Origin of the sequence: Azorhizobium oxalatiphilum (assembly GCF_014635325.1) — a bacterium.
Lineage (GTDB): Bacteria > Pseudomonadota > Alphaproteobacteria > Rhizobiales > Xanthobacteraceae > Azorhizobium > Azorhizobium oxalatiphilum.
The window spans coordinates 117,687-137,193 of record NZ_BMCT01000003.1; the positions used below are offsets into that span (position 1 = coordinate 117,687).

Here is a 19,507-nt window from a genome sequence, read left to right on the forward strand (position 1 = left end):
CGCCACGCGTGCGTGGCGGCTATTGATCGTCGCTCAGAAGCCGACGAACAGCGTGTCGAGGTGCTGCACGGCCGGCGGCTGCGCGAAGAAGGGGCCGACGAGGCCGCGCCAGGTCTGGAAGTCTTCCGACTCGCGGAAATCCACCGTGTGGTTCTCCAGCGTCGCCCACTTCACGATCAGGTGGTACTCGGTCGGGGTCTCCACGGAATGGCGGATCTCCATGCCCGAGCAGCCCTTGGCGCGCTGGAACAGCGGGATGGCCTGTTTCGCGGCAGCCTCGAACTCGGCCTGCTTGCCGTCATGGATGCGGATAACCGCCAGCTCATAAACCATGGGACGTCTCCTCGTTACGCGGGCGGCCACCGCGCCCCGTTCCGGGCGGGGCCGCATGTCGAATGGGCGCGACCATAAAGGGCGGGTGCGCGGGGCGGAAGCGCGGCGGGATGCGGTGTCCGCATTTTATCGGGCGACTGTAGGGGAAGGCGGGGTGTGCGTCCGCGAGGCTTTCCTTGCCAAGCCTGCGCCGGCGCGGGTAGAGCGGGGGAGCATTTGTCTGGAGACGCCGCCCATGGCCCATTGGCTCTACAAGTCCGAACCTTTCAAATGGTCCTGGGACCAGCAGGTGAAGGCCGGCGCCAAGGGTACCCATTGGGACGGCGTGCGCAACCACCTCGCCAAGCAGCAGTTGCAGGCCATGAAGCTGGGCGACACCGGCTTCTTCTACCATTCCAACGAGGGCAAGGAGATCGTGGGCATCGTGGAGGTGATCCGCGAATTCTACCCCGATCCCTCCGACGCCACGGGCAAGTTCGGCATGGTGGACATCAAGGCGGTGAAGCCGCTTAAAAACCCCGTGACGCTTGCCACCATCAAGGCCGAGCCGCGCCTTGAGAACATGGCGCTGATCAAGTTCTCCCGCCTTTCCGTCCAGCCGGTGACGGATGAAGAGTGGGACATCGTGCTGTCGCTGGCGCAGGGGTGAGGGCTTAGGCCGTTCTCAAAACTCCAGCGGCGCATTGTCCACCACCTCCTTCATGACGAAGAAGGTGCGGGTCTGGCGCACGCCGGGCAGTGCGATCAGCTTCTCTCCGTGCAGGCGGTTGAAGTCGGCCATGTCGCCGACGCGGATCTTCAGGAAATAGTCGAAGTCGCCCGCCACCAGATGGCAGTCGAGCACGAATTTCAGCTTCGCCACCGCCTGTTCGAAGGTGCCGAAGCTCTCCGGCGTGGAGCGGTCCAGCACCACCCCCACCATCACCAGCGTGCCCCGCTCCACCTTGTGCGGGTTCACCTGCGCGCGCACGCCCGACAGATACCCCTGCTCGAACAGGCGCTGGGTGCGGCGGTGGCAGGTGGCCGGGCTCACCGCCACCTGTTGCGCCAGATCCGCATTGGTGAGGCGGCCGTCCGCCTGCAGCAGGCGCAGGATTTTCAGGTCGATGCGATCGAGTTCATCGGACATGGAAGCTTCTTCCGTTGATGATATCAAAAACGGAAGAGAGAAGCGAAAAAGTCAATCGATCATCGCGATGATCCATATCGGACGATCAAAATTCGAAAGCACCTTCCATCGGGCCTTTGCTAGCATCCGAAGCATCGAAAAAAACCTTCCGGACGGCCTGCCATGAACCTGAAAAAATTCGAGCGCTATCCGCTCACCTTCGGCCCCACCCATATCGAGAAGCTCTCGCGCCTCACCGATCATCTCGGCGGCAAGGTGGAGCTTTATGCCAAGCGCGAGGACTGCAATTCCGGCCTCGCCTATGGCGGCAACAAGCTGCGCAAGCTCGAATATATCGTGCCGGATGCGATCGCCTCCAATGCCGACACGCTGGTGTCCATCGGCGGCGTGCAGTCCAACCACACCCGCATGATCGCGGCGGTGGCGGCGAAGATCGGCTTCAAGTGCCGTCTGGTGCAGGAAGCCTGGGTGCCGCATGAGGATGCGGTCTATGACCGTGTGGGCAACATCATGCTCTCGCGCATCATGGGTGCGGACGTGCAGATGTGCGACGAAGGTTTCGACATCGGCATCCGCAAGAGCTGGGAAGACGCTATCGCCGACGTGAAGGCCAAGGGCGGCAAGCCCTACGCCATTCCGGCCGGCGCCTCGGTGCACAAGTTCGGCGGCCTCGGCTATGTGGGCTTTGCGGAGGAAGTGCGCCAGCAGGAGGCCGAGCTGGGCTTCAAGTTCGATTACATCGTGGTCTGCACCGTGACCGGCTCCACCCATGCCGGCATGCTCGTTGGCTTCGCTGCGGACGGTCGCGCCCGCAAGGTGATCGGCATCGACGCCTCCTTCACCCCGGCGCAGACCAAGGCGCAGGTGCTGGAGATCGCCCGCCGGACCGCCGATCTGGTGGAGCTGGGGCAGGAACTGGTGGAAGACGACGTGGTCCTGATCGAGGACTATGCCTATCCGGCCTACGGCGTCCCCTCGGAAGAGACCAAGGACGCTATCCGTCTCTCGGCCCAGCTGGAAGGCATGATCACGGACCCGGTCTATGAGGGCAAGTCCATGCAGGGCATGGTGGATCTGGTGAAGAAGGGCTATTTCCCGGAGGGCTCGAAGGTGCTCTACGCCCATCTCGGCGGCGCCCCGGCGCTGAACGGCTACGCTTATGCGTTCCGCAATGGCTGAGCACACGCTTATCTGAAGAGTTTCCGGTCAGGGCGCACGGCGGGATGGTCTCCATCCCGCCGTTTTGCGTTCTGGCGAAGCTGACCGTCGGATCAGCGTCCGCGCGCCGGAACGAGCCAAACCCGGCCGAGCGCAGGCTGGCCGGGTTGAAGCGGGGCGGGAAATCGAAAGAGGAGCGGACACCGGTCAGGGGTCCGCTCGAAGTTGCCCCATGCAGGGGGCGGAGGGCCATGTGGCCCAAAGGCAGTTTGGTTCGGAATTCCACCGGGGGAATTCAACACGGGCGTGCTGCGCCCGGAGATGGCAGCGACGGCGGACGGCCGGGGCCATCCGCCGCCGTGGGCGAACCGGCCCGCTGGTGAGGGGTGGATCAGTCCGGAGCGGGGGGCAGGTTGCCCCGGTCTGATCCAGCCCCGGTCAGCGGGCCGGGTTTCCCGCTGCCCTCACAGGCGGGAGGGAATTCCGCTGTGCGAGGGACCCGAATGGGGATCCTGGTCGGAGAACGGGCCGACGATCTCGTCGTGCGGGTTCACGGCCTGGAATTGCTGGTACGTCGTGAGGCGACCGGTGTTGGAAGTGGCCTGCGCTGCGGTGGGCAGCAGGCTCTGGTTGCCGAAGTTCTGGGTCGCGAAGGCCGGCGACTGGAAGCCGGGGAAGTGGCCTTGCGCGCTCACTGCATAATTGTCCCGGTTGGCCTGGGATTCATACTCGTCGGCGGAGGCGGCGCCCGAAAGGGAGAGGCCGGCGACGAGGGCGAGTGCGGCATAAGAGAGATTACGCATGGTCTTTGTCCTTGAGTTCTGCCCGACGCGGCGCGCATGGCACAGCCGCCTGCTGAGCAGGTGATTGATCGACGCCGCGCCGGGGCGGAACGGGACGTCTCATCGTCCCGCGTCATCGGTTCTCCGGGCGCGGCAGGGGAAAACCGGGCGGAGCCGTCCATCGGGCGGCGGCGCCAAAGCGAACGGCTTGTCCGTTCGCCAGAAGCGTGAAGCACGCGAGCGGCTTGTCCGTTCACTGGAAAGGGGGGGGCCCGTGAACGGCTTGTCCGTGCGCTGGAAGGGGGCATCCCGCGAACGGTTTGTCCGTTCGCGTGACGTGTCAGAAAGGGACTGTGCGGATCCGGGCCGCCCTACAGGCGGGAGGGCATGCCCTCCTGCACCGGCTCGTCATGGGCGTCGGCGCTGGATACGGGCGATACCTGCACCGTAGCGGCGTGCCAGTCGATGGCCTGAAGTCCACCCATGCGCACGAGGGTCGTGGCATTTGCGGGCAGCAGGGCTTCGTCATTTCCGGCAGGTCCGGGAACCTGCATGCCGACCGGCGCCTGTACAGAATAGCCTTGGGAGAGGCGATCTCCTGTGCTGGGGGCACCCGAGAGGGCAAGGCCGGCCATCAGAGCGATGGCGGCATGGGAAAAGGTATGCATGGTCATTGTCCTGTTGGGCCGGCGGGGGATCGAAGGCCCACCCGCCGGGCCGGCACAAGATTGGGGAATATCGGTGCCGCGCCGAGGGCGGAACGGGACGGTTCATCGTCCCGCGATATCGGTCTTCCGGGCGCGGCCGGGGAGGACCGGGCGGGGCCACCCATTGGGCAGCGGCGCCATGTGCGAACGGCTCTTCCGTCAGCACAAACGCAAAGCAACTTTAATTTACCGTATGCTCAGTCCCCGATCCAGCGGAAGCCGGAGCCTCCTGCGCATGCCCGGATTGAATGGCTTTGCAATCCAAGCCGAAAGACGCACGGCCAGAAACCGCCAGAGCCGGATCCAGGCTCCGGACGGCCCGCCCGAAGGCGGGCCGCAAGCCTCAGTTGTGCGCGGGGCCGGAGTGGGCATCCGTATCCGCGAAGGGACCGGACACCAGCGCGCCGGCGCTGTGCAGCTGGAGGCCCTTGGCGGTGGGGAGCGCATTGGCGGGCAGCAGGGCTTCGCTGGCGGAAGCGCCGGGCAGGAAGCCCTGCGCGCTCACCGCGACCTGCTCGCGATTGGCCTGGGACAGATACTCATCCGCGCTGGCAGCACCCGAGACGGCAAGACCGGCAACAAGGGCGAGGGCGGCATAAGAGAGGTTACGCATGGGATGTCTCCATTATTCGGCGGGGCGTCGTTCTGGGGGGCGCCCCGTTTCGATGAAGGAGAGATAGTCCCGTTGCCGGTCAGGGATAATAGCGAGATTTCGACAAGAGTTATCCCGTTTTCAGCATTAATCCGACGGGAACCTCACGGCCGGGCCTGCGTTTGCGCGGCGCCGGAGTGAACGCTGTGGTGCGGTACAACGCATTGAATATGAGAGATTTTATCTGGGAACTCAATCCTGGGGCTGACCGGATTCACGGCATCAAGGTCGCACCGGACAACTGCATGCGGCCCGGTTTGATAGGGTGAGCGTACCCTGCGGTATGTGGATAAGTGCAGCCTCAGGCGGCCTGCGTGGCCACCCCTGCGGCGTCCGCTGCCTCCAGTCTGGTGCGGGCGACGATCTGCGCCAGCACCTCGGCCCGCTTCTGTGGCGAGCGGCAGCCCTTCAGCAGGCGCGCGAAGCGCTCCAGCGTGCCCTCCTCGAAGGCCGTGACCACGGTGGCATGGACATAGGATTTCCGGCAGACCGTGGGTGTGTTGGCGAGTTCTTCCGCCGCCGTGCGCACCGCTTCCAGCACCTGCGCCCGCCGCGCCCGCGCGCTGCCGGCGGGGATGGTCTGCGCCAGCGTCTCCAGCACGCCTGCCGAGGCCACCAGCGTGCGAAAATCCTTCAGCGAGATCGGCGCGCCGGACATCTCCTTGAGAAAGGCATTCACCTCGCCCGCCCGCACCGGGTGGAGAGCGCCATCGGCGCCGCGATACTGGAACAGCCGCCGTCCCGGCAGGGCTTTGAGCCGTTGCAGCACGGCGACGAAGCGCGGCATGCACACCTCCTTCTCCACCCTCACGCCGCCCTTGGCGGTGAAGGCGAGCACGGCTTTCGCCTCATCCTCGATGCGCACATGGGACTTCAGCAGCGTGGTGGCGCCGCGCGTGCCGTGCTCCTTCGCGTAAGTCTCACTGCCGGCGCGGATGGCGGTGAGCGCCACCAGTTCCACCACGGCGGCGAGGGCAAAATCCTTGCTCACCTCCTCTGTCGCCAGATGGCGGGAGAGGGTACGCCGGATCTTCGGCAGTGCCGCGGCGAGCTTGGCGAGGCGCTTCGCCTTGCGCCATTCGCGCACCTTCTCCCAATCGGGGTGGTAGCGATATTGCAGCCGCCCCGCCGCATCCCGGCCCACCGCCTGAAGATGCGCGCGGGGATCGGGGGCATAACGCACGTCGCCATAGGCCGGCGGCACGGCCAGCGAGGCGAGGCGTTGGACGATGGCAGCGTCCTTGATGGGGCGGCCCTTGTCGTTGCGATAGGAGAAGCCCTTACCCGCCTTGCGCCGTGCCCATGTGAGGTCTTCCGGTGTGACGAGGACGAGATCGCACTTCCTGGCAAGGCGGGTGAGGGCGGCGGAGGGCATGACGTATTTCCTCTCCACCGTGCGGTACGCCGGTGGAGAGGGGAATGATTGGGGAGGCGCGGCGGTTCCGGGGGAGCGCGGTCCCGGATTAATATGCGAACGCTCATTATATCGCCTGAAGCGCCCGTCCGGCTGTACACGCGCCGCGTCCTGCCCCACTGTCCGCGACCATGAGCCAGACCGTTGCCACCCCCCTCGACCCCATTGCCTTCATCCGCGCCGAGACGCGCCTGCGGCCGGTGCCGCTGGTGCCGGAGATCAGCCTGCATGTGGCCGACGAGGCAGTGCCACTCTGGCAGCGCACCGAGGAGGAACTGGGTGCCATGGGCCTCCCGCCGCCCTTCTGGGCCTTCGCGTGGGCCGGGGGGCAGGCGCTCGCCCGCTACGTGCTCGATCATCCCGAGACGGTTGCTGGTAAGAATGTACTCGACTTCGCCTCCGGATCGGGGCTCGTCGGGCTGGCGGCGCTGCGGGCGGGGGCGGCCAGTGTGACATGCGCGGACATCGATTCCTTTGCCCGTGCGGCGATCGTGCTGAATCATGGGGTTAATGCCGCTGCTGTCCCTGTCCAAAACGGGGCCATCCATGTGCCATCGGACAATGTCCTTGGGTCAGATGCGGGCTGGGATACCGTTCTGGCGGGGGACATCTGCTATGAGCGCGATCTGGCGGCCGAGGTGTTCGGCTGGCTGAAGCAGCTTCAGGCGCGCGGCGCCACGGTCCTGATGGGCGATCCCGGCCGCACCTATCTGCCGCGCGAACAGCTTGAAAAACTTGATGAATACGAGGTTCCGGTGACGCGCGAACTGGAGGATCTGGAGATCAAGCGCACCGGCGTCTGGCGACCCCGGCCGGGAGCCGGGGCGTAAAGGGAACCCCCGCCGCCGCATGCCGTTGGTGTCCCGAGACCGGCTGCGCCGGAGGAGGGAAATCCCCATGAATACCAATGAGATGAGCATTCACGACATCTGGCAGGAGATGGCCGATCGCCATGCCTGCATGCTGATCGATCAAGACGGCGGCCGCCTGCGCGCACGGCCCATGGCCCCGGTGGCGCGGGAGGAGGAGGGGGCGATCTGGTTCGTCACCGACGTCAATGCCGCCAAGGATGACGAAATACAGGCCAACCCTCAGGTCTGCCTCGCTTTTTCGGACGAGGACGACCACTTCTTCCTGTCCGTTTCCGGCCGGGCGGAGGTGGTGCGCGACATCGCCAAGCTGAAGGAAATCTGGACCACGCCCATGGAAGCCTATTTCCCCGGCGGGCCCAATGATCCCAATGCCTTGCTGCTGCGCGTGACGCCCGAACAGGCCGAATGCTGGCAGGGCGACAGCACGCTGGTGACAGGCTTCAAGATGGCCGCCGCCATCCTCGGGGAGCGCAAGCCCGATCTTGGTACCCATGCCAAGATGCGCCTGTAGGCGCTGCTGGAAAAATACATGATATCAAGGTGTTCCGCCCGGTGTCCGGCCGGGCGGTTCAGTCCGTGGTCCGTGCCCGGAGCGCCGCGAAGGCCACCATCAGCCAGCCCGCGATCATCAGCGTGCCACCAAAAGGCGCGCTGCCGCCGAACAGCTTCATCTCCATCAGCGCCCGTGCCGTCAGGTCTCCCGAAAACAGCAATGTTCCCAGAAGGATGGCCGTTGCTCCCACCAGCAATGGAGCCCGCCCGCGCGTCAGCTGGATGGCGAAAAGCGCCAGTCCCACCAGCGCTGCCGCATGGAACAGCAGGAAGTCGGCGCCTGTGGCCAGCGACCCACCGGTGATATGCGCCGCCACTGCCGCCAGCGCCACGCCGGCTGCCCCGAACAGACCCCCCGCCACAAGCAGCAGGCGGGGCCAGAGGGTGATGGGGCGAGGCAAAGAGGAGGGCATGCGCATGGTCCTGTGGAGAAAGGGCGGCGGCGTCAGGATTGCGGTCAATTCCGCGCGAAGAGGCTCCTTCTATAGCCCAGTCAAGCACTTGGCGGCAGCCTGCACCGACGCGGCACGATGGCTGCAAACGTTGCGGCATGCGGGGCGCGGCGTCGTGTCTCAGCCCAAAGTCTCAAGCGCGCTTGGCTTGTGGCGACCGGGAGGCGCCACCATAATCCTGACAAAAGGCGGGCGGTGGATCGCAATCAATTGCGGCCACGCTCAAGCGAAACAAGCGGGCCGCGCCCGCAACCGGGAGGCAAGCCCATGTCCGACAACGAACTCTTTCCCGTGCCCGCCGAATGGGCCTCCCGCGCTCTCGTGGATGCCGGGAAATACGCGGCTATGTATGCCGCCTCGGTGAACGATCCCGAAGCTTTCTGGGCCGAGCACGGCAAGCGCATCGACTGGTTCACGCCCTTCACCAAGGTGAAGAATTGCTCGTTCGAGCCCGGCTCCGTCTCCATCAAGTGGTTCGAGGACGGCATCACCAATGTCGCCTACAATTGCGTGGACCGGCATCTGGAAAAGCGCGGCGATCAGGTGGCGATCATCTGGGAAGGCGATGATCCGTCCGAAAGCCGCAAGATCACCTATCGTGAACTTGCCTCCGAGGTGAACAAGTTCGCCAATGTGCTGCGCAATCGCGATGTGCAGAAGGGCGATCGCGTCACCATCTATCTGCCCATGATCCCCGAGGCCGCCTACGCCATGCTGGCCTGCGCGCGGCTGGGAGCGGTGCATTCCATCGTGTTCGCCGGCTTCTCGCCGGACAGCCTCGCGGGCCGCATCTCGGACTGTGGCTCCAAGATCGTGATCACCGCCGACGAGGGCCTGCGCGGCGGCCGCAAGGTGCCGCTCAAAGCCAATGTGGATGCCGCCATTGCCCGCCTCGACGGCGGACTGGACCATGTGGTGGTGGTGCGCCGCACCGGCGCGCCTGTGGACATGGAGCCCGGCCGGGACGTCTGGTATCACGAGGCGGCCGAGATGGTCACGGACGAGTGCCCGGTGGAGCATGTGAACGCGGAAGACCCGCTGTTCATCCTCTATACGTCCGGTTCCACCGGAAAGCCGAAGGGTGTGCTGCACACCACGGCCGGCTATCTCGTCTATGCTTCCATGACTCACCAGTATGTCTTCGATTATCACGAGGGTGACATCTACTGGTGCACGGCCGACGTGGGCTGGGTGACGGGCCATTCCTACATCGTCTACGGCCCACTCGCGAACGGTGCCACCACGTTGATGTTCGAGGGCGTGCCCAATTATCCGTCCAACTCCCGCTTCTGGGAGGTGATCGACAAGCACAAGGTCAACATCTTCTACACCGCCCCCACCGCCATTCGCGCGCTGATGCAGGCGGGCGAGGAGCCGGTGAAGAAGACCAGCCGCGCCTCCCTGCGCCTGCTGGGTTCGGTGGGCGAGCCGATCAATCCCGAGGCTTGGACCTGGTATCACCGCGTGGTGGGCGAGAGCCGCTGCCCCATCGTGGATACGTGGTGGCAGACGGAGACCGGCGGCATCCTCATCACCCCACTGCCGGGGGCCATCGATCTCAAGCCGGGGTCGGCCACGAAGCCCTTCTTCGGCATCGTGCCGCAGCTTGTGGATGCGGAAGGCAAGGTCATTGAGGGCGCGGCCGAGGGTAATCTCGTCATCGCCGAGAGCTGGCCGGGCCAGATGCGTACGGTCTATGGCGACCATGAGCGCTTCGAGCAGACCTATTTCTCCACCTATCCCGGCAAGTATTTCACCGGCGACGGGTGTCGGCGCGATGCGGATGGCTATTACTGGATCACCGGCCGCGTGGATGACGTGATCAACGTCTCCGGCCATCGCATGGGCACGGCGGAGGTGGAGAGCGCCCTCGTCGCCCATGAGAAGGTGTCCGAGGCGGCGGTGGTGGGCTTCCCGCACGATATCAAGGGGCAGGGCATCTATGCCTATGTGACCCTGATGGCCGGCGTGACCCCGACCGAGGAACTGCGCAAGGAACTGGTGGCCTGGGTGCGCCGGGAGATCGGCCCCATCGCTTCGCCGGACCTGATCCAGTTCGCCCCCGGCCTGCCCAAGACCCGCTCCGGCAAGATCATGCGCCGCATCCTGCGCAAGATCGCCGAGGACCAGTTCGAGAATCTGGGCGACACGTCCACGCTGGCCGATCCCGGCGTGGTGGAGGATCTGGTGAGCAACCGCCAGAACAAGCGCCACGCGGCCGCCTGAGGCCGGCTTCTCGCTGAAACAGACGCCCCGCTTCGGCGGGGCGTTTGCGTTTCGGGCCATGCCCCGCAGCTTAAGGCGATCACACATGCGCGGAAGTATGGGGTTCCGCACGTAATCCGTATTCCAAACGGGAAATGGCTATGCTACGCATTTCACAAGCGTGAAATAAAAATCCACGCAAAACATATGAGAAATGCCCGGAGTGTCCCGATGCTGAGCCGCCGTTCCGTTCTTTCCCTCGCGCTTGCTGGCCTCGCCGCCGGTGCCAGCCTTGGCAGCCTCTCGGCTGCCCGCGCGCAGGCTCTTGCCTACAGCGGCCCGGACACCCTGCTGAATGTCTCCTATGACATCGCCCGCGAGCTGTTCACGGCCGAGAATGCCGAGTTCGTCCCCTTCTGGAAGGAGAAGACGGGCAAGGCCATCACCGTCAACCAGAGCCATGCCGGCTCCTCCCGTCAGGCCCGCGCCATCATCGAGGGGCTCGAGGCGGACGTGGTGACGTTCAATCAGGTGCTGGACGTGCAGCAGTTGGTGAAGGCAGGCTTCGTGGCCAAGGACTGGCAGGCGAAGTTCCCCAACAATGCTTCGCCTTATTATTCCTTCCCTGCCTTCCTGGTGCGCGACGGCAACCCGAAGAACATCAAGGACTGGAACGACCTCGTCCGCGATGACGTGAAGGTCATCTTCCCGAACCCGAAGACCTCGGGCAACGCGCGCTATACGTATCTCGCCGCCTACGCCTATGCGCTGGAGCAGAACAAGGGCGACACCGCCAAGGCCGATGCCTTCGTGAAGAAGCTGCTGGCCAACGTGCCGGTGTTCGACACCGGCGGACGCGGCGCCACCACCACCTTCGTGGAGCGCGAAACCGGTGACGTGCTGGTGAGCTTCGAGGCCGAGACCCGCGCCATCGCAGACGTCTACAAGGACAAGAAGCTCTCCACCATCGTGCCCTCGGTGAGCGTGCTTGCGGAGTTCCCGGTGGCCGTGGTGGACAAGGTGGTGGACAAGCGCGGCTCGCGCGTCGCCGCCCAGAACTATCTGGAGTTCCTGTATTCCCCCGCCGGCCAGACGGTGGCCGCCAAGGCCTATCACCGCGTGGTGGACAAGGGCGTGGAGGAGAAGTTCAAGGATCAGTTCCCGCCCGTGCGCCTCGTGAAGGTGGAAGACGTGTTCGGTGGCTGGGACAAGGCCAACACCGACCATTTCGCATCCGGCGCCAAGCTCGATCAGGTGTTCGGCGCGCGCTGAGCGGCGCTTCATCCTCTCATGCGAAAGGGCGCCTTCGGGCGCCCTTTTTGCTGGGCGGTCCACGACAAGAGACGTGTCGGGTTTCCGCCCTGTGATGCGGCAAGCCGGAGGTGTGGAAGGAGAAAAGGCTGTCAGGGCAAAGGCGTAGGTCAGCAGTGGTGATCAGGCATGCTCCTTGAATGAGGCGCCGCACCTTGTCTGAAAGAGTTCTAAATCATGAACGAGACGGCCACGCTCGCCCTTTCCGAAGTTCCGCAGGTCTACAAGCGGCATGTCTTCGCCTGCTTCCAGCAGCGCCCGCCCATGCATCCGCGCGGCAGTTGCGGTGCCTCGGGTGCGCAGCCCTTGTGGGAACGGCTCGGCAAGCAACTGGAGGCGTCGGGCCAGCGCGACATCGTCATGACTGCCACCGGCTGCATGGGCTTCTGTCAGGCCGGGCCGATCATGGTGGTCTATCCCGAGGGTGTCTGGTACCAGCCCAAGACGCCGGAAGACGTGGACGAGATCGTCAGGACCCATCTGCTGGGGGGCGAACTGGTGGAGCGGCTGGTGATCGTGCCGCACATCTGACGGGCATGCCCGCCCGTGCCAACAAAAAAGCCGGGCACGATGCCCGGCTTTTCCGTGAAGACTGGTGAGATCAAGCGGTCTGCTTGGCCAGTTCGGCCACGATGGCCTCGCCCATGTCCGCCGTGCCGATGATCGGGCCGCCCGGGGCGCGGATGTCCGCCGTGCGCAGGCCGGCGGCCAGAACGCCGGCGATGGCCGCCTCGATCTTGTCCGCCACGTCGCCGAGGCCGAAGGAATAGCGCAGCGCCATACCCAGCGAGCCGATCATCGCGATGGGGTTGGCGATGCCGCGGCCGGCGATGTCCGGTGCCGAGCCGTGCACGGGCTCATACATGGCCGCGCGCTTGCCGGTGGTGGCGTCCACCGCGCCCAGCGAGGCGGAGGGCAGCATGCCCAGCGAGCCGGTGAGCATGGAGGCGATGTCGGAGAGGATGTCGCCGAACAGATTGTCGGTGACGATCACATCGAACTGCTTGGGCCAGCGCACGAGCTGCATGGCCAGCGAATCGGCGAGCTGGTGCTCCAGCTCCACGTCCTTGTAATCCTTGGCGTGCAGCGCGGTGACGGTGTCCTTCCAGAGCACGCCGGAGCGCATCACATTGTGCTTCTCGGCAGACGTCACCTTGTTGCGGCGGGTGCGGGCCAGCTCGAAGGCCACGGCCGCGATGCGGTCAATCTCGTAGGTGTCGTACACCTGCGTGTCGATGGCGCGCTTCTGGCCGTTGCCGAGGTCGAGGATGGTCTTCGGCTCACCGAAATAGACGCCGCCGGTCAGCTCGCGCACGATCAGGATGTCGAGGCCCTCGACCACTTCGCGCTTGAGCGAGGAGGCGTCCGCCAGCGCCGGATAGCACAAGGCCGGGCGCAGGTTGGCGAACAGCGAGAGATCCTTGCGCAGGCGCAGCAGGCCGGCTTCCGGACGGTGCTCATAGGGCACGCCGGCCCATTTCGGGCCGCCCACGGCGCCGAGCAGGATGGCGTCGGCCGCCTTGGCGCGCTCCATGGCGGCATCCGAGACCGGAACGCCGTGCGCGTCATAGGCGCAGCCGCCCACCAGATCCTCTTCCACGGCGAAGGAGGCGATGCCCTGCGCATCGAGCCAGCTGATGACGCGCTTCACCTCTGCCGTCACTTCGGGGCCGATGCCGTCGCCGGCCAGGAGCAGGAGCTTGTGGGTCGCCATGGGGAAAGGTTCCTCGGGGTTTGGTTCGTTGTTTGGCGCGGAGTGCTAAAGGCTTGGGCCGCACATGACAAGCCGCATCGCGTCCGGCCGCAGGGTCAGCGAGAGCGGCCGGCCAGAGTGGCAAGCGCGGCGCCGCCGACGATGAGCGCACAGGCCGCCGCCAGGGCCCATGTGGCAGGGGCAAAGCCGCCCGCCACCAGCAGCAGCGTGGAGAGGATGGGAGCCCCATAGCCGGCAATACCCAGCAGGCGCACATCGCCCCGTTTCATGCCGATGTCCCAGGCATAGAAGGAGAGGCCCACGGGGCCGATGCCGAGCGCCAGCACCGCGCCCCATTCCAGCGCGCCCTGCGGCCAGATGGTGGGCTCCACCGCCAGATGGCAGATCAGGGCCAGAAGGGCGGTGGCGAGGCAGAAGCCGCTGACGGCCTCGGTGGGTACGTCGGCGAAGGCGCGGGCGGTGACGGAATAGATCGACCAGATGATGGCGCTGGCGAAGGCCAGCAGATAGCCCGGCAGATACGGCCATTCGAAACCGGAGAGGCCACCCTTGCCCAGCAGCAGGACGGCGGTACCGGCCAGCCCCATGAGGGCTGCCACCACATGGGCCGGCCGCAGTCGCATGCCGGGGAGGCGGGCAGAGAGCAGAACGATGAGCAGGGGCCAGAGATAGTTGAGCAGGCTGGCATCGGCCGGCGGCGCCCATTTCAGAGCGCTGAAATAGGCGAGGTGATAGCCGGCGAGGCCGCCCACGCCGTGCAGCCACGCGGCGGGACGCTGGCACAACACCCGCAGGCCCGGTCCTCTCAGCGCCGCCAGAAGGCCGACGCTGCCACCGATGGCGAAGGTGAGGGCGGTGAGCAGGAGGGGCGGCACATTGCCGGTGGCGGCGGTCAGAAGGGCGAGGCTTGCCCATAGCAGCACCGCGAGAAGCCCGACGCGTGTGGCTCCGGAATGGGACAGGGTGGCCTCGGAAACCGCGCGGGATGCGTCTGGCATGGGACGAAAAGCCGTCTCTCCGGCGCCGTCCCATCAGGTTCGCGAACCGGAAAAGGGGAAGACGGCTGGCACGCGTGGAGCCGGGTGCGAAGAGGTTCGGCCGGAGGCCGGTCCCATGCGCGTGCGCCAGCGGAAGGCCGAGCAATGGCGGCCGGGAAACACCGGGTCAAGGAAAAGCGGCGTGCGGCATCCGTTCGCGATGCCGCACGCCGCGCGGGGCTGAGCCGGTCAGGTGATGTATTGCGCGCCGTTGGCGGTCAGCGTCGAGCCGGTGATGAAGCCGGCCTCGTCCGCCACCAGGAAGGCGACGCAGCGTGCGATGTCCTCCGGCTCGCCGAGGCGGCCGACGGGGATGGTGGAGATGATCTTCTTCAGCACGTCCTCGGGCACCGCCTTCACCATTTCGGTGGCGACATAACCGGGGGCGATGGCATTGACCGTGATGCCGAGCGCCGCGCTTTCCTGCGCCAGAGCCTTCACGAAGCCGATCTCGCCGGCCTTGGCGGCGGAATAGTTGGTCTGGCCGAACTGGCCCTTCTGGCCGTTGATGGACGAGATGCAGACGATGCGGCCGAACTTGCGCGCCCGCATGCCCTCGATCACGTTCCGGCACATGTTGAAGGCGGAGTTCAGATTGGTGTTGATGACCGCGTTCCACTGCTCAAGGCTCATGCGGTGCAGCGTGGCGTCCCGCGTGATGCCGGCATTGTTGACGAGAATCTCAACCGGCCCGAGCTCGGCTTCCACCTTGGCGAGGCCGGCCTTGCAGGCCTCGAAGTCTGACACGTCCCACTTGTAGGTGGCGATGCCGGTCTTCTCCTTGAAGGCCTCGGCCGCGGCGTCGTTGCCAGCGTAATTGGCGGCGACGCTGTACCCCTTGTCTTTCAGCGCGATCGAGATGGCTTCGCCAATCCCGCGCGTACCCCCCGTCACCACAGCAACGCGTGCCATTTTTGCCTCCCTCTCCCTCTGGGGCCCCTTGGCAGCCTCGGACTGCCCATTCACGACACGTTTGACGTGTCGGGGTTCTAGCAAAGCAATGATGTCATTTGGGAAAGAGGGCCGCGAGAGGCGGCCGCTCCGCATTTTGGTGTAATCGTGCTCACGATACAGGGTAGGCGCACCTGATCGCGTGCGCAGGAACTAGAGCCGGCTACGCCATCCGGGTGAAGCCGGCCCTGGTCCCGTGCGGAGCACGTGTTCTAGTCGCGCTCGAGGCACATGGCGATGCCCATGCCGCCGCCGATGCAGAGCGTGGCGAGGCCCTTCTTGGCGTCGCGCTTCTGCATTTCGTGCAGCAGGGTCACGAGGATGCGGGTGCCGGAGGCGCCGATGGGGTGGCCGATGGCGATGGCGCCGCCGTTCACATTCACCTTGGCGGTGTCCCAGCCGAGGCCCTTGTTGACCGCGATGGCCTGCGCCGCGAAGGCTTCATTGGCCTCCACGAGGTCGAGGTCGTCCACGCTCCAGCCGGCCTTCTCAAGCGCCGCCTTGGAGGCGGGGATGGGGCCGGTGCCCATGACGGACGGATCGACGCCGGCCTGCGCCCACGACACGATGCGGGCGAGCGGGGTCTTGCCTTCCTTCTTGGCGCGTTCGGCGCTCATGAGCACCACGGCGGCGGCGCCGTCATTGATGCCGGAGGCGTTGCCGGCCGTCACCGTGCCATCCTTCACGAAGGCGGGTTTCAGCTTCTGCATGGCTTCCAGCGTGGCGCCGTGGCGCGGATATTCGTCGGTGTCCACCACCACGTCGCCCTTGCGGGAAGCGATGGTGACGGGGACGATCTCTTCCTTGAACTTGCCGGCCTTCTGCGCGGCCTCGGCCTTGTTCTGGGAGCCGACGGCGAACTCGTCCTGCTCCACACGGGTGATCTGGAACTCGGTGGCGACGTTCTCCGCCGTGTTGCCCATGTGGTAGCCGTTGAAGGCGTCCCACAGGCCGTCCTTGATCATCGTATCAACGAGATCGAGCGAGCCCATGCGGGTGCCGTTGCGCAGGTGCGCGGCGTGGGCGGACTGGCTCATGGACTCCTGACCGCCGGCCACGACGATGTCGCTGTCGCCGGTCTTGATGGCCTGGGCGGCCAGCGCAACGGTGCGCAGGCCGGAGCCGCACACCATGTTCACCTCCCACGCCGGGCTGCCGATGGGCACACCGGCGGCGATGGAGGCCTGCCGGGCGGGGTTCTGACCCTGAGCGGCGGTGAGCACCTGCCCGAGAATCACTTCGCTGACCTCTTCCGCCGGCACGCCGGCGCGCTCCAGCGCGGCCTTGATGGCGATGGCACCCAGCTGGTGCGCAGGAAGGGAGGACAGGGCACCGTTAAAGGACCCCACGGGGGTCCGGGCGGCGCTGACGATGACGACGTCGTCGGTCATGGGCTTCACTCCTGGGGCGGCTCTTGGTGCGCCGCGTCGAATGCGCCGCATGGTGGTTGTGCGGCTTGCCGCCTGTCAATGATCGAGATCATTCCGCACAGGCAGGGCGCAGCGCATCAACAGGACCTCTGCACCGCACATAAAGTGGTAGCCGTGTGGCAGGAAAGGTTCTAACGTGGTGACGCCCAAGGGAAAAACGGATGACCGGACAATGGCCAAGACGCAAGAGCCAGTCACCATCAAGAAATACGCAAATCGCCGCCTCTATAACACCGGCACGAGCACCTATGTGACGCTCGAAGACCTCGCCAACATGGTGAAAGAGGGCGAAGATTTCGTTGTCTATGATGCCAAGAATGGTGACGACATTACGCATTCCGTGCTGACGCAGATCAGGAAAACAAGGGGCAGAACCTTCTCCCCATCGCCTTCCTGCGGCAGATCATTCGCTTTTACGGCGACAGCATGCAGATGATGGTTCCACGCTTCCTGGAGATGTCCATCGAGAGTTTCACCAAGGAACAGGGCAAGATGCGCGATCACGTCAGCAAGACGGTGACGGGCACGCCCTTTGGTGGTTTCGAGGATCAGGTGCGGCGGAACATGGAGGTGTTTGAACGCGCCTTCAACATGTTCATGCCCTTCAATCCGCAGGGCGATGCAGCGGCCGAGCCGCCGCCGGCACCGGCTGCGCCGCAGCCCTCCTCCGGCGACGAGCTGGATGCCCTGAAGCGGCAGATGGCCGACATGCAGCAGAAACTGGAGAAGCTGGTGTCGAAGCCGGAAGGCAGCGGCCAGTAAGTTCCTATTGATGCAGCGCCGGCTCGCGGGACGTTCTCCCGTTCCGGGCCGGCGCTGCATTGATCACTGTTCTGCCGATGCTCTCTACACAACAGACGGTCCATAGCCGGCTGTGTGATCGCTGGAGCGTTTCCGTGTTTCATGGAAACACAGAACACTCCAACTCATTGATAGAAAATGTCTTGTCGCTTGGATTGCGAAGCAATCAAAGCCGGACATGCAGCCAGCGGCTGTGGCGCCGATGTCAGGACGCCTGGGGTTCGGGAAGCGGACGGGCGAGACCGCTCAGGGAGCCCTGAAGATAGTCGCAGCCCCAGTCGCGCAGCAATTCCGCGACGGTCTCGTTCTGCACCCATTCCGCGACCGTCTGGATGCCAAGCTGGCGGGCGAGCATCAGCAGCGCCTTCACGAAGGTCTGGTCGTCCTCCGACTGCATCATGTTGCGCACGAAGCTGCCGTCGATCTTCACCAGATCCACGTCCAGCTTGCGCAGGTTGCGGAACGACGTGGCGCCTGCGCCGAAATCGTCCATGGCGATGCGGCAGCCGGCCTTGCGCACCTTGAGGATGAACTGGCGGGCCGCGGGCAGGTGATCCACCGCGATGGTCTCCGTCAGCTCCAGAATCAGCCTCTGACCGATCTCGGGTGTGACCAGGCGCTGGAACTGGCGCATCCAGGCGTCGTCGGACACCGAAGTCGCCGAGACATTGATCGACACGTTGAGGCCGGGATCCTGCTCCATGGCGGCGACGACCTTTTCCAGCACCCGCCGGTCAAGGCTTCCCATCAGGCCCAGCGCTTCCGCGGCGGCCACCAGACGATAGCCGGAATAGCGGTGCCCCTGCCGGTCCGGCGCGATGCGGGCCAGCGCCTCGCAGAAGGCGAGGCTGCGGTCGCCGGCATGGACCACCGGCTGGAAGGCGGCCGCGATCTGATCGTGCTCGATGGCCTGGATGATCTCATCCGCCATCTGCACATTGATGCGTCGGCGCACATCGTCCCGGTCGGTGCGGCCATCCAGGAAGAAGCGGCCGCGCCCGCGGCGCTTGGCCAGTTCATGGGCCTGCTGGAGGCGGGCGATGATCTTGTCGGGATGGGTGGGCGACGTGGGGGCCGTGATGGCGCCGATGGTGGCGCTGACGGGAATCTGGCCGTCGCCGATCGGCAGCAGGGTCCGGCGGATGCTTTCGATGAGCGCTTCGCCAGTGGCGACCAGGCCGGTGTCGTCCACCTGCATCAGCACAATGGCGAACTTGTTGCCCGAAAAGCGGACCAGCAGGTCGCCGGGCTTCATCTGCTGGCGCAGATGCTCGGCCAGCGCCACCAGCACGCGGTCCGCCGCCTCGAAGCCGAATCGGTCGTTGATGCGGCCGAGGTCGTCGAGGCCCAGCAGCATCACTGCCCAGCGGGCATCCTCCGTCTGGGGCAGGGAGGCGAGGGTGGCGGACAGGTGGCGGCGCGTCGGCGCGCCGGTGAGCGGGTCGAACGTGTTGCCCGACATGGCCCCCACCTGTCGGGCCAGGATGTGCACCGTGCCCGTGGCGACAGCCGGGCGGCCATCGGCCCCCGCGAACCAGCGGCCCTGGTCGATGGCCCAGTCCACGTCGCCGTCCGCCGACAGGGACAGCCTGAGGGCCGACACATAGGAGGTGCCGTCGCTGCTGCCGGGTTCGCCCGTCTGCGTCTTGAAGCCGTGATGGGAGGAGCCGGCGTCGGCGGCGCCGCTGATGGCGAGAAAGCCGGTGCCGGTGGCCATCCGCGCCATGGCTTGCGGCCCGAACAGCGCCTCGGCATTGGGGCTCCAGGTCATGCGATCGGAGCGCAGATCCCAGCTGTAGACGGCACAGCGGGCCGAGCCGAGGGCGGCGAGCAGGGAATCGAGCGTATCGAGCTGGCCGGCCGCGGCCGGAAGCCCGGATCCGTGACTCTGGCGCGCCGAGGGGGCCGGGGCCGGGGATGCGCTGCCGTCGTGCGCATGGGGCGCCGCCTGCGGCTCGGTTCTGCGTCCAATCACGCCGCCACCTCTGCCGCGGTCACCTCTACGAG

Annotated in this window: 20 protein-coding genes and 1 pseudogene; 9 read left to right on the forward strand and 12 right to left on the reverse strand. The window is 65.7% G+C overall.

Going from position 1 to position 19,507, the window contains the following annotated elements:
- Window positions 1-33: 33 nt before the first annotated feature.
- Complete coding sequence (locus IEW24_RS12530) at window positions 34-333, reverse strand: antibiotic biosynthesis monooxygenase family protein (protein WP_188579027.1); 300 nt, start codon at window positions 331-333, stop codon at window positions 34-36.
- 235 nt (window positions 334-568) lie between these two features.
- Here IEW24_RS12530 and IEW24_RS12535 point away from each other — a divergent pair, with 235 nt between their 5' ends.
- Window positions 569-982 carry an EVE domain-containing protein gene (locus IEW24_RS12535; protein ID WP_188579029.1) on the forward strand — a complete coding sequence of 138 codons (414 nt, stop codon included), beginning with the start codon at window positions 569-571 and terminating at the stop codon, window positions 980-982.
- Window positions 983-997: 15 nt separating this feature from the next.
- On the opposite strand, the gene IEW24_RS12540 is transcribed toward IEW24_RS12535, so the two are convergent.
- Window positions 998-1,462, reverse strand: a complete 465-nt coding sequence (locus IEW24_RS12540) for an Lrp/AsnC family transcriptional regulator (protein WP_188579031.1) — start codon at window positions 1,460-1,462, stop codon at window positions 998-1,000.
- Here IEW24_RS12540 and IEW24_RS12545 point away from each other — a divergent pair.
- Both IEW24_RS12545 and IEW24_RS12550 read left to right on the forward strand, forming a co-directional pair.
- On the forward strand, window positions 1,461-1,628 hold the full coding sequence (locus tag IEW24_RS12545) for a hypothetical protein (protein ID WP_188579032.1): 168 nt from the start codon (window positions 1,461-1,463) through the stop codon (window positions 1,626-1,628). The two genes, IEW24_RS12540 and IEW24_RS12545, sit on opposite strands and share 2 nt — an antisense overlap.
- The gene (locus IEW24_RS12550; protein WP_188579035.1) at window positions 1,625-2,641 is read left to right on the forward strand and encodes a 1-aminocyclopropane-1-carboxylate deaminase; all 1,017 of its coding nucleotides are present in this window, start codon (window positions 1,625-1,627) and stop codon (window positions 2,639-2,641) included. The genes IEW24_RS12545 and IEW24_RS12550 overlap by 4 nt, the downstream gene beginning before the upstream one ends.
- 443 nt (window positions 2,642-3,084) lie before the next feature.
- Here the strand turns inward: IEW24_RS12550 and IEW24_RS12555 are convergent, their stop codons facing one another.
- The 4 genes from IEW24_RS12555 to IEW24_RS12570 all read right to left on the reverse strand — a co-directional run bounded on the left by IEW24_RS12555 (window position 3,085) and on the right by IEW24_RS12570 (window position 6,136).
- Window positions 3,085-3,423 carry a hypothetical protein gene (locus IEW24_RS12555; RefSeq protein WP_188579036.1) on the reverse strand — a complete coding sequence of 113 codons (339 nt, stop codon included), beginning with the start codon at window positions 3,421-3,423 and terminating at the stop codon, window positions 3,085-3,087.
- 350 nt (window positions 3,424-3,773) lie between these two features.
- Entirely contained in the window at window positions 3,774-4,070 is a 297-nt protein-coding gene (locus tag IEW24_RS12560; protein WP_188579038.1) for a hypothetical protein, read from the reverse strand.
- Window positions 4,071-4,452: 382 nt separating this feature from the next.
- Window positions 4,453-4,722: a hypothetical protein gene (locus IEW24_RS12565; RefSeq protein ID WP_188579039.1), complete on the reverse strand. Its 270-nt coding sequence runs from the start codon at window positions 4,720-4,722 to the stop codon at window positions 4,453-4,455.
- A 340-nt stretch (window positions 4,723-5,062) separates the two neighbouring features.
- Window positions 5,063-6,136, reverse strand: coding sequence for a DNA topoisomerase IB (locus tag IEW24_RS12570; protein WP_188579041.1), 1,074 nt, complete (start codon window positions 6,134-6,136; stop codon window positions 5,063-5,065).
- Between the two features lie 170 nt (window positions 6,137-6,306).
- Here IEW24_RS12570 and IEW24_RS12575 point away from each other — a divergent pair, with 170 nt between their 5' ends.
- Together IEW24_RS12575 and IEW24_RS12580 are read left to right on the forward strand one after the other, a co-directional pair.
- Window positions 6,307-7,005, forward strand: a complete 699-nt coding sequence (locus IEW24_RS12575; protein WP_188579043.1) for a class I SAM-dependent methyltransferase — start codon at window positions 6,307-6,309, stop codon at window positions 7,003-7,005.
- Window positions 7,006-7,072: 67 nt separating this feature from the next.
- Window positions 7,073-7,558 (forward strand): pyridoxamine 5'-phosphate oxidase family protein, encoded by a 486-nt coding sequence (locus IEW24_RS12580; protein ID WP_188579045.1) that lies wholly within the window; start codon window positions 7,073-7,075, stop codon window positions 7,556-7,558.
- 58 nt (window positions 7,559-7,616) lie between these two features.
- Here the strand turns inward: IEW24_RS12580 and IEW24_RS12585 are convergent, their stop codons facing one another.
- Complete coding sequence (locus tag IEW24_RS12585) at window positions 7,617-8,012, reverse strand: DUF423 domain-containing protein (protein ID WP_188579047.1); 396 nt, start codon at window positions 8,010-8,012, stop codon at window positions 7,617-7,619.
- A gap of 306 nt (window positions 8,013-8,318) precedes the next feature.
- On the opposite strand from IEW24_RS12585, the gene acs reads away from it, so the two are divergent.
- The 3 genes from acs to IEW24_RS12600 all read left to right on the forward strand — a co-directional run bounded on the left by acs (window position 8,319) and on the right by IEW24_RS12600 (window position 12,098).
- Window positions 8,319-10,277: an acetate--CoA ligase gene (acs, locus tag IEW24_RS12590; protein ID WP_188579049.1), complete on the forward strand. Its 1,959-nt coding sequence runs from the start codon at window positions 8,319-8,321 to the stop codon at window positions 10,275-10,277.
- A gap of 213 nt (window positions 10,278-10,490) precedes the next feature.
- A complete protein-coding gene (locus IEW24_RS12595) occupies window positions 10,491-11,528 on the forward strand; it encodes a sulfate ABC transporter substrate-binding protein (RefSeq protein ID WP_373870068.1) in 1,038 nt (345 codons plus the stop codon).
- A gap of 216 nt (window positions 11,529-11,744) precedes the next feature.
- Window positions 11,745-12,098, forward strand: a complete 354-nt coding sequence (locus IEW24_RS12600; protein WP_188579053.1) for a (2Fe-2S) ferredoxin domain-containing protein — start codon at window positions 11,745-11,747, stop codon at window positions 12,096-12,098.
- Between the two features lie 70 nt (window positions 12,099-12,168).
- Here the strand turns inward: IEW24_RS12600 and leuB are convergent, their stop codons facing one another.
- From leuB to IEW24_RS12620, 4 genes are all read right to left on the reverse strand, one after another.
- Window positions 12,169-13,281 (reverse strand): 3-isopropylmalate dehydrogenase, encoded by a 1,113-nt coding sequence (gene leuB, locus IEW24_RS12605; RefSeq protein WP_188579054.1) that lies wholly within the window; start codon window positions 13,279-13,281, stop codon window positions 12,169-12,171.
- Window positions 13,282-13,376: 95 nt separating this feature from the next.
- Window positions 13,377-14,279: an aromatic amino acid exporter YddG gene (gene yddG / locus IEW24_RS12610; protein WP_188579056.1), complete on the reverse strand. Its 903-nt coding sequence runs from the start codon at window positions 14,277-14,279 to the stop codon at window positions 13,377-13,379.
- 228 nt (window positions 14,280-14,507) lie between these two features.
- Window positions 14,508-15,230: an acetoacetyl-CoA reductase gene (phbB, locus tag IEW24_RS12615; RefSeq protein WP_188579058.1), complete on the reverse strand. Its 723-nt coding sequence runs from the start codon at window positions 15,228-15,230 to the stop codon at window positions 14,508-14,510.
- Between the two features lie 251 nt (window positions 15,231-15,481).
- Window positions 15,482-16,660: an acetyl-CoA C-acetyltransferase gene (locus tag IEW24_RS12620; RefSeq protein ID WP_188579060.1), complete on the reverse strand. Its 1,179-nt coding sequence runs from the start codon at window positions 16,658-16,660 to the stop codon at window positions 15,482-15,484.
- Between the two features lie 211 nt (window positions 16,661-16,871).
- Between IEW24_RS12620 and phaR the strand changes: the two are divergent.
- Window positions 16,872-17,461 (forward strand): annotated as a pseudogene (gene phaR, locus IEW24_RS12625) (polyhydroxyalkanoate synthesis repressor PhaR).
- Between the two features lie 244 nt (window positions 17,462-17,705).
- On the opposite strand, the gene IEW24_RS12630 reads toward phaR, so the two are convergent.
- Window positions 17,706-19,475 (reverse strand): GGDEF and EAL domain-containing protein, encoded by a 1,770-nt coding sequence (locus IEW24_RS12630; protein WP_188579062.1) that lies wholly within the window; start codon window positions 19,473-19,475, stop codon window positions 17,706-17,708.
- Window positions 19,476-19,507 lie beyond the last annotated feature (32 nt).

Excerpts from the sequence above, each read along its gene's own strand:
- IEW24_RS12530 (WP_188579027.1), bottom strand. The coding sequence starts at position 333 with ATGGTTTATGAGCTGGCGGTTATCCGCATCCATGACGGCAAGCAGGCC.
- IEW24_RS12535 (WP_188579029.1), top strand. The coding sequence starts at position 569 with ATGGCCCATTGGCTCTACAAGTCCGAACCTTTCAAATGGTCCTGGGAC.
- IEW24_RS12545 (WP_188579032.1), top strand. The coding sequence starts at position 1,461 with ATGGAAGCTTCTTCCGTTGATGATATCAAAAACGGAAGAGAGAAGCGA.
- IEW24_RS12540 (WP_188579031.1), bottom strand. The coding sequence starts at position 1,462 with ATGTCCGATGAACTCGATCGCATCGACCTGAAAATCCTGCGCCTGCTG.
- IEW24_RS12550 (WP_188579035.1), top strand. The coding sequence starts at position 1,625 with ATGAACCTGAAAAAATTCGAGCGCTATCCGCTCACCTTCGGCCCCACC.
- IEW24_RS12555 (WP_188579036.1), bottom strand. The coding sequence starts at position 3,423 with ATGCGTAATCTCTCTTATGCCGCACTCGCCCTCGTCGCCGGCCTCTCC.
- IEW24_RS12560 (WP_188579038.1), bottom strand. The coding sequence starts at position 4,070 with ATGCATACCTTTTCCCATGCCGCCATCGCTCTGATGGCCGGCCTTGCC.
- IEW24_RS12565 (WP_188579039.1), bottom strand. The coding sequence starts at position 4,722 with ATGCGTAACCTCTCTTATGCCGCCCTCGCCCTTGTTGCCGGTCTTGCC.
- IEW24_RS12570 (WP_188579041.1), bottom strand. The coding sequence starts at position 6,136 with ATGCCCTCCGCCGCCCTCACCCGCCTTGCCAGGAAGTGCGATCTCGTC.
- IEW24_RS12575 (WP_188579043.1), top strand. The coding sequence starts at position 6,307 with ATGAGCCAGACCGTTGCCACCCCCCTCGACCCCATTGCCTTCATCCGC.
- IEW24_RS12580 (WP_188579045.1), top strand. The coding sequence starts at position 7,073 with ATGAATACCAATGAGATGAGCATTCACGACATCTGGCAGGAGATGGCC.
- IEW24_RS12585 (WP_188579047.1), bottom strand. The coding sequence starts at position 8,012 with ATGCCCTCCTCTTTGCCTCGCCCCATCACCCTCTGGCCCCGCCTGCTG.
- acs (WP_188579049.1), top strand. The coding sequence starts at position 8,319 with ATGTCCGACAACGAACTCTTTCCCGTGCCCGCCGAATGGGCCTCCCGC.
- IEW24_RS12600 (WP_188579053.1), top strand. The coding sequence starts at position 11,745 with ATGAACGAGACGGCCACGCTCGCCCTTTCCGAAGTTCCGCAGGTCTAC.
- leuB (WP_188579054.1), bottom strand. The coding sequence starts at position 13,281 with ATGGCGACCCACAAGCTCCTGCTCCTGGCCGGCGACGGCATCGGCCCC.
- yddG (WP_188579056.1), bottom strand. The coding sequence starts at position 14,279 with ATGCCAGACGCATCCCGCGCGGTTTCCGAGGCCACCCTGTCCCATTCC.
- phbB (WP_188579058.1), bottom strand. The coding sequence starts at position 15,230 with ATGGCACGCGTTGCTGTGGTGACGGGGGGTACGCGCGGGATTGGCGAA.
- IEW24_RS12620 (WP_188579060.1), bottom strand. The coding sequence starts at position 16,660 with ATGACCGACGACGTCGTCATCGTCAGCGCCGCCCGGACCCCCGTGGGG.